Consider the following 19396-nt stretch of genomic DNA (forward strand, 5'->3'; position numbering starts at 1 on the left):
CGCATGGCTGTCAAGCAGGGCCGTGTTGCAATTGTGCGACAGCGGTCACCCAAATCACGCACCCGCGTCGATTGCCCGTTTACAGAGTCCCGGAAAATGGCGCATTTCCTCAAAAATTCCGGGCTCCCCCGTCCGGATGTTCAGGGAAGTCGATTCGGTGCCTTTGCGGTCATGCCGAATCCAGCAAGGGACATTTCAATGATGAAAACCAAGATGCTGCAAACGCTAAAAGGCGGTTCGGCGTCGCTGGTGCTCGGCGTGGCGCTGTTGTCGTCGCCCGCCTACGCTCAGACGACCGATGCGACCCAGCAGAGCGATCAGACCAGTGCGACGACGCCCGCGCAGCAAGAGCCTGCCGCGTCGCCGCCGGCAGGCGCCGGTGAGATCATCGTCACCGGCTCGCGCGTTCCCCGCCCGAACCTGGAAAATGTCAGCCCCGTCACCGTCGTCAGCGGCGAACAGTTCCAGAGCACCGGCACGACGCGCGTCGAAGACCTGCTGAACGAAATGCCCTCGGTCTTCGCCGATCAGGGCAGCAGCGTGTCGAACGCCGCGACCGGCACCGCGACGATCAACCTGCGCAACCTGGGCGCAAATCGCACGCTGGTGCTGATCAACGGCCGGCGCCTGGTTCCCGGCGACCCCACCGATTCCGCGGCGGACGTGAACTTCATCCCGTCCGCGCTCATCGAGCGGGTCGACGTGCTGACCGGTGGTGCGTCCTCGACTTATGGTGCCGACGCGGTCGGCGGTGTCGTCAATTTCGTGATGGACACCGACTTCACCGGTGTGAAGCTGGACGCGCAATACGGCTTTTATCAGCATGAGAACGGTGCCGGCAGCGGCGTCCGCGGCGCGCTGAACGACGCGGATATCGGTTATCCCGACGGCAATGTCGCGGATGGCGGCACAGTCGACGTGACGGGCGTGATGGGCGCCGGTTTCGATGACGATCGCGGCCACATCACCGCCTATCTCGGCTATCGCAAGATCAAGGCCGTCACCCAGGACAATCGCGATTATTCGGCCTGCGCGCTGCAGTCCGACACGGCGGGCGCCCTGTCGTGCGGCGGATCGGCCACTTCGCAGGGGGGCACGTTCCTCACGAGCGGCAACGCGAACAACACCTACCAGACCGGGCAGGGCCGGAACTTCATTCCGGGCTATACGCCGTACAACTATGCGCCGACCAATTATTACCAGCGCCCGGATGAACGGTACACGGCCGGTTTCTTCGCCGATTACGAGGTCAGCGATGCGTTCCATCCCTATATGGAAGGCATGTTCATGGACGACCGCACGGTCGCCCAGATCGCGCCGTCGGGCGACTTCGGCAACACCTTCTCGATCAACTGCGATAATCCGCTTCTGTCCGCGCAGCAGCAGGCGATCGTCTGTTCGCCGACCAACATGGTAACGGCGTCGACCGATCCGGTAACGGGTGCGCTGGTGGCTCCGCCGTCGATGACGGGCGGCGCGCCGGATGTGGTCGGGGACGGTACGCTGCCGGCGTACGACTTCATCGATCCGACGACCGGTGCCACCTATAATCGCGGTGCGTTGCAGATCCTGCGCCGCAATGTCGAGGGCGGCCCGCGCCAGGACGACCTGCAGCACACGTCCTATCGCATCGTTGCGGGTGCGCGCGGTGATATCGGTACGGGTCTGTCCTATGACGCCTATTATCAATATGGTCGGACGAATTTCTCCGAGACCTATTTCAACGACTTCTCGATCAACCGTCTGGGCCGCGCACTGGACGTTGTGACAGACCCGACCACGGGCGAGGCGGTGTGCCGCACGGCACTCGACGGCACCGACCCGAACTGCGTACCGTATGATATCTTCACCCAGGGCGGCGTCAGCGACGCAGCAGTGAATTATCTCACCACTCCCGGCTTCCAGCGGGCGCAGGTTGAGGAACAGGTCGCATCGGCGACGATGACGGCGCTGCTCGGCGAATATGGCGTTATCTCGCCCTGGTCGGACGAGGGTGTCGGCATCAACGTCGGCGCGGAATATCGCAAGGAAGCGCTGAACCTGGACACCGATACCGCCTTCCAGACCGGCGACCTTGCCGGCCAGGGCGCGGCGACGTTGCCGGTCAACGGCTCGTTCCGGGTCTATGAAGCCTTTGGTGAAGCGCGCCTTCCGATCGTTCGCGACAGCTTCATCTACGACTTCACGCTGGAAGGCGGCTATCGCTATTCGCACTATGAAGTCGGCGATCGCTCGTTCAACACCGACACCTACAAGGTCGGTGGCGAACTGGCGCCGGTTCAGGGTGTCCGGTTCCGCGGCAGCTATAACCGCGCGGTCCGTTCGCCGAACATCCAGGAGTTCTTCGCGCCGCAGCGTGTCGCGCTCAACGGTTCGACCGATCCGTGTGCGGGCTTCGACATCACCGCGGCCGACACCGGCTGTATCGCGCAGGGCCTGGAAGTTGGCGACAACATCATTCCGAACCCGTCCGAACAGTATAACGGCCTGATCGGCGGCAACCCCGATCTGACCCCGGAAAAGTCGGACACCTACACCGTCGGTGTGGTGATCGAACCCAGCTTCATTGAGGCGCTGAACGGCTTTTCGCTGACGGTCGACTATTTCAACATCAAGGTGAAGAACCTGGTGTCGCAGATCGGCCAGGACACGATCCTCAACCAATGCACCAACGATCCGAATTCGCCCTTCTGCGACCTGATCAATCGCGATTCGACCGGTTCGTTGTGGCGGTCGCCGAACGGTTACGTGACCGATCTGACGCAGAATATCGGCAGCCTGAAAACGGCCGGCGTCGACGTCGGTGCGAACTATGCCAAGGAACTGGGTTCGTTGGGCATGCTGTCGCTGAGCTTCAACGGCACATGGCTCGATTCCTACGAAGTCAATGACGGGGTTTCGACGCCGTATGACTGTGTCGGATATTACGGCAACCAGTGCGGCACGCCGATCCCCGAATGGCGCCACCGGCTCTATGCCAGCTTCACGCTTCCCGACGGCATCGGCCTGACGGCGGCATGGCGGTATTTCGGACCGGTCCATGTCGACGCGTCCAGCGACAATCCGACGCTGTCCGGCGACTTCTCGCAGTTCAACCGTCGCATCGGCTCGCAGAGCTATTTCGACCTGACGCTGACCGCGTCCATCGCCGAACATTATCAGTTCCGCCTGGGCGTTCAGAACCTGCTCGACCGCGATCCGCCGCTCGTCAGCAGCTCGGCCTGCCCGGCCGGCTTCTGCAACGGCAACACCTATCCGGTCGTGTACGATGCGCTGGGCCGCTACATCTTCACGGGTGTGACGCTCAACTTCTGAGCCATCGGCGAATAACCGGGAAATGGGGCGGTGGACGCGAGTCCGCCGCCCTTTTTCTTGGTGCTTGCCCGTCGCCCCGCAAGCCTCCTAGGATCGCAGCCATCACCGTCGCTGCTGGGGAGCCATGACCGCGGAGCTTGAATTCGAGCGCGCCCGGAGCGCGATGAAGCGCGACAAGCGGGGCCATGCCGCGCTGGAGGCGCTGGCGCGGGCGGCCCTGCCCGCGTGGCGCGAAGCCGACGCGATCGGGCCGGTGGAGGCGGAAGCCCGCCGCAGCGGCAGCGCGCGGCTATGGCAATGGACGGCCCTGTTGCACCGCGGACTGGACGCGCATGACAAGGCGCTGGAAGCGTTTGCGCGGGCGGCCGACATAGCCCCCGAAGATCCGGGAATTGCGCATGGTCGCGCCCGCATCGCCTTCGAGGCGGGATTGCCGGCGTCCGCGCTATATGCACGGGCCTGTGCGCTGAAGCCGAAAGACCCCGACCTGATCCTGGGCCTGACGGCAGCGGAGATTGCCGAGGGGCGGTCCAGCGATGCCATTGCCCGGTTATCCGCGATCGTGGCGCGCTCGCCGGCATGGCCGGACGGCCATCGGCGCCTGGCGGAACTGCGCTGGATGATGGGCGAGCACCGCGACTTCGCCGACGCCACCTATGAAGCGTTGCGTGCAAGGCCGGCCAACGATGCGCTCTGGAGCACCCTGTTGCAGCTTTTCGTCCAGGCCGAGCTGTACGAGCCCCTGGAAGCGGCAATCGCCGCCGCAAGGGATGCGGTTGGAGACAAGGGATATCTGCTGGTTTTCGAGGCCGTTCTGTTTTCCGAAACCGGCCGCCATGCAGCAGCGGACGCGGCGTTCGCGGCATTGGCGGGTGCCCGCCCCGATCCGTCGATCGCGCTGCGCCACGTTCGCCATCTGTTGCGCACCGGGCGACCGGCGGAGGCGACGCGAGCAATCGACCCGTGGCTCGACACTGCCGCCGGCCTGCAATTCTATCCCTATGCTGCGGCCGCCTGGCGGCTGACGGGGGATGAACGGATATCCTGGCTTGAAGCGCGGGCGGAGCTGGTGCGCGTTGTCGATCTGGCTCCGCACCTTCCCTCGCTGGACGACGTCGCCACGCATCTGCAGGCCCTGCACCGGGCGCGTAGCCGGCATCTGGACCAGTCGGTGCGCGGCGGATCGCAGACGGACGGCAACCTGTTTCAGCGTATCGACCCCATAATCCGGCAGCTTCGCGATGCCGTCGCGTCGGCCGTTTCGGACCATGTCGCGGACCTGCCGGCGGTCGATGCAGAGCATCCGGTGCTGGGCGTCCGGCGTGATCTGCCGGTGCGCTTTTCGGGGGCCTGGTCGGTCCGACTGGCGGGCGGGGGGCACCACGCGAACCATGTCCATCCCGCCGGCTGGCTGAGTTCGGCACTGTATGTCGCGCTACCGGAGCGCCAGCCGGGTGAGGCTGCGGACAGCGGCTGGCTGACGCTGGGCGAACCGCCGACCGAACTGGGGCTGGCGCTGGAGCCGTTACGCAGGATCGAACCGAAGCCCGGCCGGCTCGTCCTGTTTCCATCGACCATGTGGCACGGCACCCGGCCGTTCGCGAAGGGAGAACGCCTGACGGTCGCCTTCGATGTCGCGCGGCCGCCGGGATGAGCGGCGAGGCGCGCGTCGATGGGGTGTTGCGCCAGGCGCTCGCCCAATTGCGGGCGGGGCGCCTGCGCGAGGCCTATGCGGCGCTGGAGGCCGCGATCGGATCGGGCCAGGATGCGCCGCAGCTTTTCGCGCTGGCCGGAATCGTGGCGGCCCGGCGGGAGGATTTCGTCGCCGCGATACCATATCTTCAGCGTGCGAGCGAGGCGATGCCGCACGATCCGGCGATGCGTGCCAATCTGGCGCGGGCGTTGATCGCCGCGGGGCGGCCGGCCGAAGCGGCCGAGGCCTGCGCGACCGACATGGGCGATCCGCGGCTCATGCGCCTGCGGGCCTATGCGTTGCAGCAAATCGGTGCGCCGGCGGCGGCAGCCGACCTGTATCGCGCCGTGCTCGCGGCGCATCGGCACGATTTCGAGAGCTGGAACAATCTCGGCAATTGTCTGTCCGCGCTTGGCGATACGGCGGCGGCAGTCGCGGCCTTCGAAAACGGCGTGGCGGCCAATCCGGATGCCGGTCCGCTATATCGCAATCTTTCCGAAGCACTGGCGCGATCAGGCCTGTCGGAGCGGCGGGTCGATGTCCTGCGCAGGGCGGTGGCGCGCTTTCCGCGTGATCCTTCCATGCTGCTGGAGCTGGGCCTTGCATTGGCGGATGCCGGCCGCGCCGACGAGGCCGAACAGGCTTTGCGCAACGTGATTGCCGGCGCGCCGGGCGATCCCGCCGCTTATGTCGAACTGGCGATCCTGCTGGAGCGGCACAACGACATAGCGGGGCTGGCGAGCCTGATGGCGGCGGCCGATGCTGCCGGCGTTCCGGCCGACAAGCTGCATTATCCAAAGGCCCTCATGCTGATGCGGCGCGGAGACACCGGGGCTGCGCTCGAGCATGCACGGGCCAGCGGAGACGAGATCGCGGCGATGCGGCGCTGTGACGTGCTGGCGCGCCTGCACGATCGGCGGGGGGAGTGGCGACAGGCCTTCGGCTTCTTCCTGGACCGCAATCGGCACATCGCCGCCGCGCACCCGCGGGCGGCCGAGCAAGCGGCTTCCTATCGACAGGAGATCGAGGCCATCGCCGGTATCGGCCCGCCGCCCGAGGCTGCGCCACCGCGCGTTACGGGGCAGGCGGCGGGACCCGTCTTTCTGGTCGGCTTTCCCCGATCGGGCACCACGCTGCTCGATACGATGCTGATGCGGCATCCGGGACTGGCGGTTTTCGAAGAAATGCCGATCTTGGACGCGGCCGAGGCGCAACTGGGCGACCCGCCCTGGCGCCGGGAGCCGGCCCGGCAGGATCTCGACCGAGCGCGAGCCGCGTATTTCCAGGCGGCGCGGCAAAGCAAGCCGGATCTGCAGAACCGCATCATCATCGACAAATCCCCGTTCAACGCGGCCCGGCTTCCGATCATTCGGCGTCTGTTTCCCGACGCACGTGTCATCTTCATGCAGCGCCATCCTTATGATGCGGTGCTGAGCGCATTCATGGCGAACTTCGCGTGGAACCGGGCCACTGCGAACTGCCTGACGATCGAGGATACCGCCACTCTGTATGACGCGATATTGCGGTGCTGGAGCCGGGCGGTGGCGATGCTGGACGTCACGCCGCATGTCGTGCGCTATGAATCGCTGGTCGGCGACCCCGAACCGGTCCTCCGCCGCCTTCTCGATCATCTCTGCGTGGACTGGGTGGCGGATGTCCTGGATCACCGCCCGGCCGCGCACGGGCGCGGGATGATCGCCACGGCGAGCTATGCCCAGATCCAGGAGGCGCTTCATGGGCGATCCGTGGGAAAATGGCGCCGATATGCGTTCGCTTTCGAGGCGGCGGAAGAAAAACTCGATCCCTGGGTTGGCGCGCTGGACTATTCAACAGAATAGACGATTCGGCGTAGCCGAAGCCGGCAGTGTATCCGTATCCGCACGCGCATTTGTCCCCCAAATCCATCGGAAAACGACGCCGAGGGGCACGAGCACTGAAATCTATCCCGAGGGCAGAAGCAGAATTACTCGTTGTGGCAATTTTGGCACAGTTCTAAATCTGAATGCCGACCGCGCTCAGTCGGAGCTTTACATCGCAATGCTGGCCCGTTCATCAAGGAGCAATGTCGCGTTTGCCCGTGCAGCATTCGGATGAAGGCGACCAAGGAAACATCCGGACGGATCACCACCCAGCCTTGGGGGCCCGGAAGGATAAATGCGAGGGATAACTACCTGTGAAAACCTACCAGACGTTCGCACGCAAACGACTTCGTGCCACCACGGCGTTGCAGGCGGTGGCGCTGATCGGCGCCGGCCTTCTGTCGGGAGTGAATCCGGCTCTTGCGCAGTCGACGCAAAGCGCCACCGATGATCCTGTCGAACAGGATCAGGAACAGGCGACGGTTGCCCCGCAGGCGACCCAAGACTCTCCGGAGCAGGGCGCCAATGAGATCATCGTCACGGGCTCGATTTTGCGTCGCACCGATACCGAAACCGCGTCGCCCGTAACTGTGCTGTCCTCGGAATCTCTCGAACAGCGCGGGATCAATACGGTGTCGGATGCAGTTCAACGACTTTCAGCGAACGGCGCCGGCACCATCGCCCAGGGATGGAACACCGGCAGCAACTTCGCCACGGGTGCCAACGCGCCGTCGTTGCGCGGCCTGAGCGTGCAGTCGACGCTTACCGTGTTCGACGGCCTTCGTATGGCTCCCTATCCGCTCGCGGACGACGGGCAGCGCAATTTCGTTGACCTCAACACCATTCCTGAAGGGATCATCGACCGCATCGAAGTGTTGCGGGACGGTGCGTCTTCGACCTATGGTGCGGACGCCGTTGCCGGTGTCATCAACGTCATCACCAAAAAGCAGATTCAGGGTGTTCATCTCGACGCGTCGGGCGGCATTTCGCAGCGTGGCGACGGTGGCGAGTACCGGATTTCGGGTGAGGCCGGCTACGGCGACCTCGACGAGCAAGGCTTCAACGTCTACGTCGCCGGCGAATATCAGAAGACGCAGGCGCTCTATGCGCGCGACCGCGGTTATCCGTTCAACACCGACGACCTGAGCCGCATTTGTAACGATGCTGGCGCATGTATGCCGAATTATGTGACCAACGGCATCGGTGCCGACGGCACGTTCAACGGTCTCGGCTCGACGGTTGTGCCGGTTTTCCGGCGCTATAACGGCTCCGGCATTTCGGTAACCGATCCGCTGGGCGAGACGACGACGCTGGCACCGGGCGAGGCGGCTCTTTCGCCGTACGAACTCATTGGCAACTGTGGGCCGTTGACCTCTGTGACGCTCAACGGGGATCAGCAGAGCAGCACCAGCCCGTTCACTGGCAATGCCGAAGACGGGTACGAGTTCAGCGGGGCAAATTACTCCGGGCCCGTTTATGGTGCGGACCAGTGCCAAACTGACTACCGCAATAAATACAGCCAGTTGCTGCCGGAGCAGGAGCGTCTCGGCTTTGCCGGTCGCGTCACCGCTAATCTCGACGATCGGACGCAGGTCTATGCGTCGGCTAACTACTACCAGGTTCGCACGCAGACCCAATTGTCGCCGATGGCTTTCGCGAGCCAGACCACGCCTCCGGGTGCTGTGGCTTACAACCCGGTTTTCCTGCCGGCCTATGTTTGCGAAGGTGGTGCGTTCACTGATCGCGATAATCCCGTCGACAACGGCTGCACGGCGGAAAATGGACGGCTCAACCCGAATAACCCCTATGCGGCGGACGGCGATCTTGCACGTCTGATCGGTCGCTATGACCGACCGCGCAGCATCTATTCCAAGTCGCGCGCGCTGCGCGGCGCTCTCGGGGTCGACGGCTCGTTCGGCGACGACTGGAACTACTCGGTCAAGGCGGTGGCATCGAACACCCAGCTGACGATCGAGCAGGGCAATTACCTGATCCCCGGCCGCCTGCAGGACGTCATCGCCGACGGTTCGTATAACTTTATCGATCAGTCGCAGAATTCGGAAGAAGTTCGCGACTATATCGCGCCGCTGAACAGGACGCGGTCGGAATCGAACCTGTGGCAGGTCGATGCAACGCTCAGCAAGTCCTTGTTCGAGCTGCCCGGTGGTCCGCTCCAGGCGGCGGTGGGTGTTTCCTACCGTCACGAATCGATCGATAATCCGAGCGCCAATCCGGCCAACGAATCGTCGCCCTATGATCGCTATTACGGCGTCAACTCGGTGGGTGCGGAAGGAAGCCGCAACGTCCGTTCGGCTTATTTTGAAATCAACGCGCCGGTTATCGATTCGCTGGAAATCAACGGCTCGGGCCGCTTCGACAGCTATTCGTCGGGCCAGGAGAACTTTTCGCCGAAGATCGGTGCGAAGTTCCAGCCGATCCCCGAATTGGCGATCCGTGGCACTTTCTCCAAGGGCTTCCGGATTCCGAGCTTCAACGAGGCGTATGGTCTGCCGACGACCGGGTATGTTACGCGGCAGGTGGACTGCGAGCAGTTCGTGGAGTTCTGCGCAGCACACTCGCCTACCGGTGATGCGGCGGACGCCAACCAATATGCGACGGGCAACTACTCGATTGGTTTGACGTCGACGGGCAATCCCGAGCTCGACCCAGAAAAGTCGACGAGCTGGACGGCCGGTGCGGTGTTCTCGCCGAAGCCAAACCTCAGCTTCACCGTCGATTACTGGCATATCAAGATCAAGGGTCTGATCGGCGGCGTCGACTACTCCGACATTCCCGATCTCTATTATGCCAATAATGGCAACGTCGACGTCGAAGGCATCACGGTTCGTCCGGGTCTGGAAGACCCGCAGTTCCCGAACGCGCTTCCGCTCATCGGCTTCATTGAATATTCCTATCAGAATGCCGATAGCCAGATCGCGTCGGGTGTCGATCTTGGCATGAACGCCAGTATCGACCTCGGGCCGAACATTCAGCTCATCAGCAACGCGACGGCCTCCTATCTCGAGAAGCTGGAGAAGGTGTTCGACGATGGAACCGTGCAAAGCTATGCAGGCACGCTGAGCCCATGTAACATCACGTCCTGCTCGGGCTCGCCGCGCTGGCGCGCCAACTGGCAGAACACCCTGCAGACGGAACACTTCTCGCTCTCTGCGACGGTGTATTATACCGACGGATACGATCTGGCATCGATCGACTACGGTGGCGTAAAGGGCGATTGCGAAGCCAGCATTGGTGGATCGGTCGTCACCTATTCCGACGGCACGCCGGTGAAGTGCGAAGTCGGTGCGCAGTGGAACGTCGACATGTCGGGAAGCATCAAGGTCAACGATCGCTTCTCGCTGTACATGGACGTTCTCAACGTGTTCGATATCGATCCGGTGTTCGATCCGAGCGGTGGCTACAGCATCAATCAGTACAACCCCGCTTGGGCCGGGCCGAACATCATGGGGCGGTTCTTCCGCGTCGGTGCGCGGGTTAATTTCTGATCCGGTTGCGAAAGCTGAAAAAGGAGGCGGCCTTCCCCGGAAGGTCGCCTCTTTTTTTGTTACCAGTTTATCCAAATGGCGCGGTCCAGGCTGAGTCGACCAATCGCTTCCCACTGCCTCGACGTGCGAAGGGCTACGCGACCGAGCAGGCCGGAACATCAAGAATAGTCGCGACCGATTGCTCCTATCGGAACACGCCTGAACCATTTGCGTCATGAAGGGCTTGGTCGGCGCGTGGCGCCTTTTCGCCGCATGCGCAAACCGATGTTCTCAATCCACGCCGAGTTCCAGCCGTCCATCCCCCTCATCCACTTTCACCGTCGCGCCGTCCTTGACCTGGCCCGACAGGATCATGTCGGCGAGCGGGTCCTGTAGGTATTTCTGCACCGCGCGCTTCAGCGGACGGGCGCCATAGACGGGGTCGTAGCCGACACGGCCGAGCCAGCTCCTTGCGGCGTCGGTCAGGTCGATGACGATCTTGCGGTCGGCGAGCAGGCGCTGGACCCGGCCGACCTGGATGTCGACGATCGGCGCCATATGCTCCGCGCCCAGCCGGTGGAACAGGATGATCTCGTCCAGCCGGTTGAGGAATTCGGGGCGGAAATGGCCGCGCACCACCTCCATCACCTGCGGCTCGACATCCTCGACCTTCTGTTCGTCGGTCAGGTTGGTGAGGAAGTTCGACCCCAGGTTCGACGTCATGATGATGATCGTGTTCGAAAAATCGACCATATGCCCCTGACCGTCGGTCAGCCGCCCGTCATCGAGCACCTGCAGGAGCACGTTGAACACGTCGCCGTGCGCCTTTTCGACCTCGTCGAACAGCACGACCTGATAGGGGCGCCTGCGCACCGCCTCGGTCAGCACGCCGCCTTCCTCATAGCCGACATAGCCGGGAGGCGCGCCGATCAGACGCGCGACCGCGTGCTTTTCCATGAATTCGCTCATGTCGATGCGCACCATCGCGTTCGCATCGTCGAACAGGAATTCGGCGAGCGCCTTGGTCAGCTCGGTCTTGCCGACGCCGGTGGGGCCGAGGAACAGGAAGCTGCCGAGCGGCCGGTTCGGGTCCTGCAGGCCGGCGCGTGACCGCCGCACTGCGGTCGAAACCGCCTTCACCGCGTCGTCCTGGCCGATGACGCGCTGGCGCAGCGCGTCTTCCATGTGCAGGAGCTTTTCGCGCTCGCCCTCCATCATCCTGTCGACGGGCACGCCGGTCCAGCGGCTGACGACCGCGGCGATGTCGTCGGCGACGACCTCTTCGCGCAGCATCGCGCCTTCGGTCGCGCCCTGCGCCTCCGCCATCTGCTTTTCGAGCTGCGGGATGGTGCCGTAGGAAAGCTCGCCCGCGCGCGCGAGGTCGCCCGAACGCTGTGCCTGTTCGAGTTCGAGCCGGGCGGCGTCGAGCTGCTCCTTCAGCTTCGCTTCCGACTGGATCTTGACCTTCTCCGCCTGCCAGCGCTCGGTCAGTTGCGCCGACTCGCTCTCCAGTTCGAAAAGTTCGTCCTCCAGCTTTCCGAGCCGGTCGCGCGAAGCCTCGTCGGTTTCCTTGCGCAGCGCTTCGCGCTCGATCTTGAGCTGGATGATGCGGCGGTCGAGCGCCTCGATCTCCTCGGGCTTCGATTCCACCTCCATGCGGATGCGGCTCGCCGCCTCGTCCATCAGATCAATCGCCTTGTCCGGCAGGAAGCGGTCGGAGATATAGCGGTTCGACAGCGTCGCCGCCGCCACGATCGCGGCGTCGGTGATGCGCACGCCGTGGTGCAGCTCGTATTTCTCCTTCAGCCCGCGCAGGATCGAGATGGTGTCCTCGACCGTCGGCTCGTCGACGAAAACGGGCTGGAATCGCCGCTGGAGTGCCGCGTCCTTTTCGACATATCTGCGATATTCGTCGAGCGTCGTCGCGCCGATGCAGTGCAGCTCGCCGCGGGCGAGCGCGGGTTTCAGGAGGTTGCCGGCATCCATCGCGCCTTCGGATTTTCCCGCGCCGATCAGCGTGTGCATCTCGTCGATGAACAGGATGATCTGTCCCTCGCCGGCCTTCACCTCGTCGAGCACGCCCTTGAGGCGCTCCTCGAACTCGCCGCGATATTTGGCGCCGGCGATCAGCGAGCCCATGTCGAGCGCCATCAACTGCCGGTCCTTGAGATTGTCGGGCACGTCGCCATTGGCGATGCGCAGCGCGAGCCCCTCGGCGATCGCGGTCTTGCCGACGCCGGGATCGCCGATCAGCACGGGATTGTTCTTGGTGCGCCGGGCGAGAATCTGGACGGTGCGGCGGATCTCCTCGTCGCGGCCGATGACGGGGTCGAGCTTGCCGTCCTGCGCCGCCTGGGTGAGGTCGCGGGCGAACTTCTTGAGCGCGTCGTAGCGGTCCTCGGCCGAGGCGGTATCGGCGGTGCGGCCGCCGCGCAGATCGTTGATCGCGGCGTTGAGCGCTTCCGGCTTCACGCCCGCATCGGCGAGCGCCTCGCCGGCGGCGCTATTCTTCGCAAGCACCAGCGCGAGCAGCAGCCGTTCGACGGTGACATAGCTGTCGCCCGCCTTGGTCGCCACCTGCTCGGCCTGGTCGAGCACGCGCACCGCGTCGTTGTTGAGGCCGGGCGTCGCCTGCGCGCCCGACCCGGAAACCGCCGGCACCCTGGCGAGTGCAGCGTCGACCTGGCTCGTCGCGCGCCCGGCGTCGCCGCCGGCCTTCTGGATCAGCCCCGCGGCCATGCCTTCATCGTCTTCGAGCAGCGCCTTCAGAAGATGTTCCGGAGCGATCTGCTGATGGCTCATGCGAATCGCGACGGTCTGCGCCGACTGGAGGAATCCCTTTGCGCGGTCGGTGAATTTTTCGAGGTTCATATGAATGTCCCTGCTCGTTTCGCCCAAAAGGTAGTGTTGCAGATATACAACACAAGGGGCGCGCGTGCGAATCTTTGCATCATTGTCAATGCGGTCTCATCCGGTATGGTCCCTGCAGTCCGTTCCGGCTCGTTCCAATATCTGGGGGAATTTTCATGTTTCGCAATTGTCTAGCGCTCGCGATCGCCGGGCTGAGCCTCGGCGTCTCGCCGGTCGCCATGGCCACGGCGCAGGGCGCGCAGCAGGGTGCGGATGCCGCGCTGCCGCAGCCGGCGGCGCCGGTGCAGCAGTTGGTCGACGACGTGGACATCCCGTACCAGACGTTCACGCTCGACAACGGGTTGCAGGTGATCGTCAGCCCCGACGACAAGGCGCCGGTGGTGGCGGTGTCGGTCTGGTATCATGTGGGCTCGAAGGACGAGCCGAAGGGCAAGACCGGCTTTGCCCACCTGTTCGAGCATCTGATGTTCGGCGGCTCCGAAAACAGCAATCAGAGCTGGTTCAAGCCGATGCAGGACATCGGCGCGACGGACATGAACGGCACGACCTATTTCGACCGTACCAATTATTTCGAGACGGTCCCGCGCGGTGCGCTCGATACCGCGCTGTTCCTCGAAAGCGACCGGATGGGGCACCTGCTGCCCGCGGTGACGCAGGAAAAGCTCGATATCCAGCGCGGCGTCGTCCAGAACGAGAAGCGGCAGGGGGACAACCAGCCCGGCGGCCTGATCGATTACGAGATCTATGGCACGCTCTTTCCTGAGGGGCACCCCTATCACCACACCACGATCGGTTCGATGGCGGACCTGGACGCCGCCAGCCTGGAAACGGTGAAGGACTGGTTCCGCAATCATTACGGCCCGAACAACGCGGTTCTGGTGCTGGCCGGCGATATCGACGTGCCGACCGCGAAGACGCTGGTGCGGAAATATTTCGGCGACATTCCCCGCGGCCCGCAATCGCACCCGGCAGAGGCAAGCGTGCCGACGCTCGACGCGCCCGTTCACCGTGATTTCAAGGACCAGGTTGCCAACACCACCGTCTCACGGGTCTGGGCGATTCCCGGTATGACGTCGGAGGACGCGCCGGCACTGGATCTGGCGGCGAGCGTGCTGGGCGGGCTGGCGAGTTCGCGGCTCGACAATCAACTCGTGCGGGACGAGAAGATCGCCGTCAGCGTGTCGGCGGGCGCGCAACAGTTCGAGCGCGTCGGCCTGTTCCAGGTCAACGCCGTGGTGAAACCGGGCGTGGATCCGCAAAAGGTCGGGCAGCGCGTCGACCGGATCATCGCCGACTTCCTGAAGGAAGGGCCGACCCAGGCCGAACTGACGCGGGCCAAGACGCAGACGGTCGCCGGCACCATTCGCGGGCTGGAGTCCGTCGGCGGCTTCGGCGGCAAGGCGGTGACGCTGGCGCAGGGCGCGATCTATGCGGGCGATCCCGGTTACTATAAAAAGCAACTCCGCCAGAAGGTTGCGCTGACGCCGGAGCAGGTGCGGCAAACGGCGCGGAAATGGCTGTCACGGCCCGTCTTCTCCTACACGCTGTCGCCGGGCGAGCGGGGCGAATATCAAGAGGCCGCGAGCGCCGTCGGCAAGCCCGCGCAGATCGGCGCGCCCAGTTACTATCGCGCGCCGCTGTCGAGCGAGCATCCGCTGGCGCGCAAGCCCGCGCATTTCGCCACACCGGCGGAGCGTGCGGCATCGTTGCGTGCGAGCGTCGCCCCTGCGCCCGCGCCGCAGGGCGTCGACCGGTCGCACCTGCCGGAGGTCGGCACCATCGCCGACCTGGACTTCCCGACGATCGAGCGGGCGAAGCTGTCCAACGGCATTCCCGTCGTCTTCGCCCATCGCGGGGGCGTTCCGATCGTGCGCGTGGCGATGGATTTCGATGCCGGCGCGGCGGCGGACCCGGCCGGCAAGTCGGGGTTGCAGGCCTTCATGGTGACGCTGATGGACGAAGGCACCGATAGGTATGATTCCGCCCAGATCGCCAAGGCAAAGGAAAATCTGGGCGCGACCATCAGTGTCGGATCCAACATGGATCGCAGCGGCGTCTATATGACGGCGCTGACGCCGAACCTTGCGCCGTCGCTTGACCTGATGGCCGATATCGTGCGCAATCCCGCCTTCCGGCCGTCCGATGTCGAGCGGGTGCGGGACCAGCAGCTTGCGCGGATCGCGTCGGAGGCGAAGCAGCCGGTGGGTATCGCGCTCCGCACGCTGCCGCCGATCCTGTACGGCGACGGTCATCCCTATGGCGTGCCGTTCAGCGGCACCGGCGACCCCGCGGTCGTGTCGAAGCTGACGCCGCAGGAGATCGCGCAGTTCCACAATGCCTGGATCCGGCCGGAAAAGGCGCGGATCTATGTGGTCGGCGATACGACGCTCGATCAGGTGATGCCGCTGCTGGAATCGAGCTTCGGCGACTGGAAAGGTACGGGTGCGGTCCCGAAAAAGGATTTCGCCGCCGGAACCCCTGCGGCGCAGAACCGCGTTCTGCTGATCGACCGGCCCAATTCGCCGCAGTCGCTGATCTTCGGCGGCGAGTTGCTGCCGGTGCAGGGGACCGACGACATCCTGCCGCTGGAACAGGCCAACGACATTCTCGGGTCCAGCTTCCTGTCGCGGCTGAACAGCGACCTGCGTGAGGAAAAGCATTGGGCATATGGCGTGTCGGGGTTCATCAACCGGGTGGAAAAGCAGGTGCCCTATCTGATCTATGCGCCGGTGCAGGCGAACCAGACCGGTCCGTCGATCGCCGCCATGACACAGGACATCAACCAGTTCCTGACCGAAAAGGGCGTTACCCAGGCCGAGTTGCAGCGCACCATCAACGGGTCGATCCGCGAATTGCCGGGCCAGTTCGAAACCGCCGCCGATGTGCTGAACGGGCTGGAGGCCAATGCGCGATTCGACCGGCCCGACGATTATTACGAGACGCTGGCCAGCCGCTTGCGCGCGCTGAGCGCCGATGAACTCGATGCGGCGGCGCGCAAGGTGATCGATACGTCCAAGCTGACCTGGGTGGTGATCGGCGATGCCGCGTCGGTGAAGCCGCAACTGGAGAAGCTCGGCTTGCCCGTGGAGGTCCAGGGCAGCGCGGGCGCCGGCACGCCCGAGTGATGCCGCACCGGCGGGTGCGGGAAATTTCCGTGCCCGCCCGGACGCTGCGGCACGGCCGGCGCCGGTGGATGCCGCGTGCGGGGTCGATCGCTGACGCTTGACAGGGGACCGGCGCCGGGGCGAGGTGCAGGCGGTCCGGGCGCGTGGCGGCCGGATGCGAGGAACGATTGGAGAGACGATCATGGCGGAAGTGGACGGCACCTGGGACACGGTTACGAAATCGCCCATGGGCGATCAGAAGGCGACGCTCACCGTGGTGCGTTCGGGTGACACCTTCACCGGCAGCTATTCCGGCGCGATGGGATCGACCGACATCTCCGAAGGCAGGGTCGACGGCAACAGGCTGACCTGGAAGGTGTCGATCACCGTCCCCATGCCCATGACGCTCGACTGCGAAGCGACGGTCGAGGGCGACGCCATGAGCGGCACGGTGACGGCCGGTGCCTTCGGCAGTTTCCCGCTGACCGGTACGCGGCAGGCTTGATCCGGCACGGCAAAGGATGATGGAGGGCTCGCTCCGCAACGGGGCGGGCCTTTTCTTGTCGGTTTCGCCAAATGCCGGGCTTGTGGTTAAGCTGAGTGATCCGATCGAGAGCAAAAGGGGGTAGCATTTACATGGTTCATCGTTTCCGCGCGTCGCTGCTGGGTGGTTTCGCCTGCATGCTCGTTTCCGCCGCGCCACTGGCGCAGGAAACGCCGCAGGTCACGCCCGACATGGTGCAGACCGGCACCGACATCGCCACCGACTGGCAGCAGCCGGAGGGTAATTTCGACTATGTGAAGCGCGAGGTGATGATCCCCATGCGTGACGGCGTGAAGCTGCACACCGTCATCATGGTCCCGAAGGGCGCGCACGACCTGCCCATCCTGCTGGAGCGCACGCCCTATAATGCCAGCGGGTTCGTGCCGAACAACAGCCCGCATATGAAAGACGCGGTCTGGTCCGGCAATCGCGACTGGGCGGACGGCAGCTACATCCTCGTCTGGCAGGACATTCGCGGCAAATACGGGTCGGAAGGCGATTATGTGATGACGCGCCCGCCAATGGGGCCGCTCAACCCGGAAAAGACCGACGACACCACCGATGCCTATGACACGATCGACTGGCTGGTGAAGAATCTGGACCAGTCGAACGGCAGGGTCGGGATGATCGGGTCGTCCTATGACGGCTGGACGGTCACGATGGCGCTGCTCGATCCGCATCCGGCGCTCAAGGTCGCGGCGCCGGAAAGCCCGATGGTCGACGGCTGGATGGGCGACGACTGGTTCCATTACGGCGCATTCCGCCAGGTCAATCTCGACTATTTCACCGGCCAGACCACGGCCGCGGGCAGCGGCCCCAGCGTCCCGCGCGAAGGCTATGACGATTATTCCAACTTCCTGAAGGCGGGTTCGGCCGGCGCCTATGCCGAGGCGCATGGTTTCAAGCAGTTGCCGTGGTGGAACCGTCTGTCCGCCCACCCGGCCTATGACGCCTTCTGGCAGTATCAGGCGGTGGACAGGATGCTGGTCGCGAATCCGTCGAAGATTCCGACCATCTGGCTGCAGGGTTTCTGGGACCAGGAGGACATATACGGCGCGGTGCACGCGTGGGAGGCGCTGAAGAAGGCCGGCTATGAGGAGAACAACCACCTCGTCATCGGCCCCTGGTGGCATAGCCAGATCAACCGCGAAGGGCGCACCATGGGGCCGTTCACCTGGAACGGCGACACTACCGCGAACTTCCGCCGGAACTGGTTGATCCCGTTCTTCAACCAGCATCTGCGCGGCACCAAGATGGATGAGCCGCTGCCCACGGCGATGATCTATGACCCGGCGGAGGATCACTGGGATCATTTCGCCGACTGGCCGGGGGCGAAGACGCTCACGCCGCTCTACCTTCAGGCCGACAAGGGGCTCGCCTTCCAGCAGGCGGCCGCGGGCGAGGACAGCTATGTCTCCGACCCGGCCAAGCCGGTGCCCTACCTGTCGCGGCCCATCCCGCAGGAAAACGACCGCTGGCGTACCTGGCTGGTGCAGGATCAGCGCTTCGTCACCGATCGGCAGGACGTGGTATCGTATCGCACGCCGGTGCTGACCAAGGCGGTGAAGCTGGAAGGCGCGCCTGTCGCCGACATCTTCGCCAGGACGACGGGGACCGACGGCGATTTCGTGGTGAAGGTGATCGACGTCTATCCGCCGACCTATCCCGACCAGCCCGAACTGGGCGGCTATCAGCTACCGATCGCGATGGACATCTTCCGCGGCCGCTATCGCAACAGCTTCGCCGACCCGTCGCCGATCCCGGCGGGCGAGGTGCAGGAATACAAATTCCGCCTGCCGACGGTGAACTATACGGTGAAGCCCGGTCACCGGATCATGGTGCAGATCCAGTCGAGCCTGTTCCCGCTCTACGACCGCAATCCGCAGAAATATGTCGACAACATCTTCTACGCCAAGCCGGACGATTACCGGAAGGCCACGGTCAGCATCGTCCACGGGCCGGGCCGGAGCGCGGTCCTGCTGCCGGTGGCGAGGGAGTAGGGGGACCGGGGCCTGCCTCGCCCTATTGTCACGGCGGCGGTTCGAAGGAAGCGGCCTAATCCTCCCCCGGAGGGGGAGGGGGACCATGCGCAGCATGGTGGAGGGGTATCGCGGTGCGCGTATTTGCGCCGGCGCTTGCCGCAGCTACCGGGATCACCCCTCCACCCCTTTCAGGAGACTTCTGCAAAAGGCGTGAAACGGACGCCTCTTTCGTCATGCTGACCTTTTCAGCATCCACCTGGCTGCAATAGCAAACGCTTAAGCTAAGCGGCTCGGTGGACCCGGCCTCCGCCGGGGAGACGAGAATGGATTTCGCAGAGGCATCCTGAAAGAAAGAGCAGTGCTTTTACAACCTCCGCCGTTCGAACTTCCGCAGGCTGGTGTCCGGTTTCGGGCAGTCGAAAAATGGTCTCAAATAACCGGGATGCGGGGGCGAAGCCGACGACCAGATCGGTTCATCGCCAGATTGCGTGACCGCCGATACCCTGCTCCGTGCCTTTCGCTCATCAGGTCAAAAGGGGGTGT

8 protein-coding genes are annotated in these 19396 nt (G+C 64.2%); 7 read left to right on the top strand and 1 reads right to left on the bottom strand.

The features are described from left to right. Window positions 1-198 precede the first annotated feature (198 nt). The 4 genes from RPR59_RS05340 to RPR59_RS05355 all read left to right on the top strand — a co-directional run bounded on the left by RPR59_RS05340 (window position 199) and on the right by RPR59_RS05355 (window position 10373). Entirely contained in the window at window positions 199-3315 is a 3117-nt protein-coding gene (locus tag RPR59_RS05340) for a TonB-dependent receptor domain-containing protein (protein WP_313917435.1), read from the top strand. 124 nt (window positions 3316-3439) lie between these two features. Then, the gene (locus RPR59_RS05345) at window positions 3440-4969 is read left to right on the top strand and encodes a putative 2OG-Fe(II) oxygenase (protein ID WP_313917437.1); all 1530 of its coding nucleotides are present in this window, start codon (window positions 3440-3442) and stop codon (window positions 4967-4969) included. Continuing rightward, window positions 4966-6846: a tetratricopeptide repeat-containing sulfotransferase family protein gene (locus tag RPR59_RS05350; RefSeq protein WP_313917438.1), complete on the top strand. Its 1881-nt coding sequence runs from the start codon at window positions 4966-4968 to the stop codon at window positions 6844-6846. Before RPR59_RS05345 ends, RPR59_RS05350 begins: the two co-directional genes overlap by 4 nt. A gap of 335 nt (window positions 6847-7181) precedes the next feature. Then, window positions 7182-10373 carry a TonB-dependent receptor domain-containing protein gene (locus RPR59_RS05355; RefSeq protein WP_313917440.1) on the top strand — a complete coding sequence of 1064 codons (3192 nt, stop codon included), beginning with the start codon at window positions 7182-7184 and terminating at the stop codon, window positions 10371-10373. Between the two features lie 270 nt (window positions 10374-10643). Here RPR59_RS05355 and clpB read toward each other — a convergent pair whose 3' ends face one another. Next, window positions 10644-13223 carry an ATP-dependent chaperone ClpB gene (clpB, locus tag RPR59_RS05360; protein WP_313917442.1) on the bottom strand — a complete coding sequence of 860 codons (2580 nt, stop codon included), beginning with the start codon at window positions 13221-13223 and terminating at the stop codon, window positions 10644-10646. A gap of 155 nt (window positions 13224-13378) precedes the next feature. Here clpB and RPR59_RS05365 point away from each other — a divergent pair, with 155 nt between their 5' ends. The 3 genes from RPR59_RS05365 to RPR59_RS05375 all read left to right on the top strand — a co-directional run bounded on the left by RPR59_RS05365 (window position 13379) and on the right by RPR59_RS05375 (window position 18871). Further along, entirely contained in the window at window positions 13379-16348 is a 2970-nt protein-coding gene (locus tag RPR59_RS05365) for a M16 family metallopeptidase (protein WP_313917444.1), read from the top strand. Between the two features lie 181 nt (window positions 16349-16529). Next, complete coding sequence (locus RPR59_RS05370; protein WP_313917447.1) at window positions 16530-16832, top strand: hypothetical protein; 303 nt, start codon at window positions 16530-16532, stop codon at window positions 16830-16832. Window positions 16833-16963: 131 nt separating this feature from the next. Continuing rightward, window positions 16964-18871 carry a CocE/NonD family hydrolase gene (locus tag RPR59_RS05375; RefSeq protein ID WP_432280291.1) on the top strand — a complete coding sequence of 636 codons (1908 nt, stop codon included), beginning with the start codon at window positions 16964-16966 and terminating at the stop codon, window positions 18869-18871. Window positions 18872-19396 lie beyond the last annotated feature (525 nt).

Origin of the sequence: Stakelama saccharophila, assembly GCF_032229225.1 — a bacterium.
Lineage (GTDB): Bacteria > Pseudomonadota > Alphaproteobacteria > Sphingomonadales > Sphingomonadaceae > Sphingomonas > Sphingomonas saccharophila.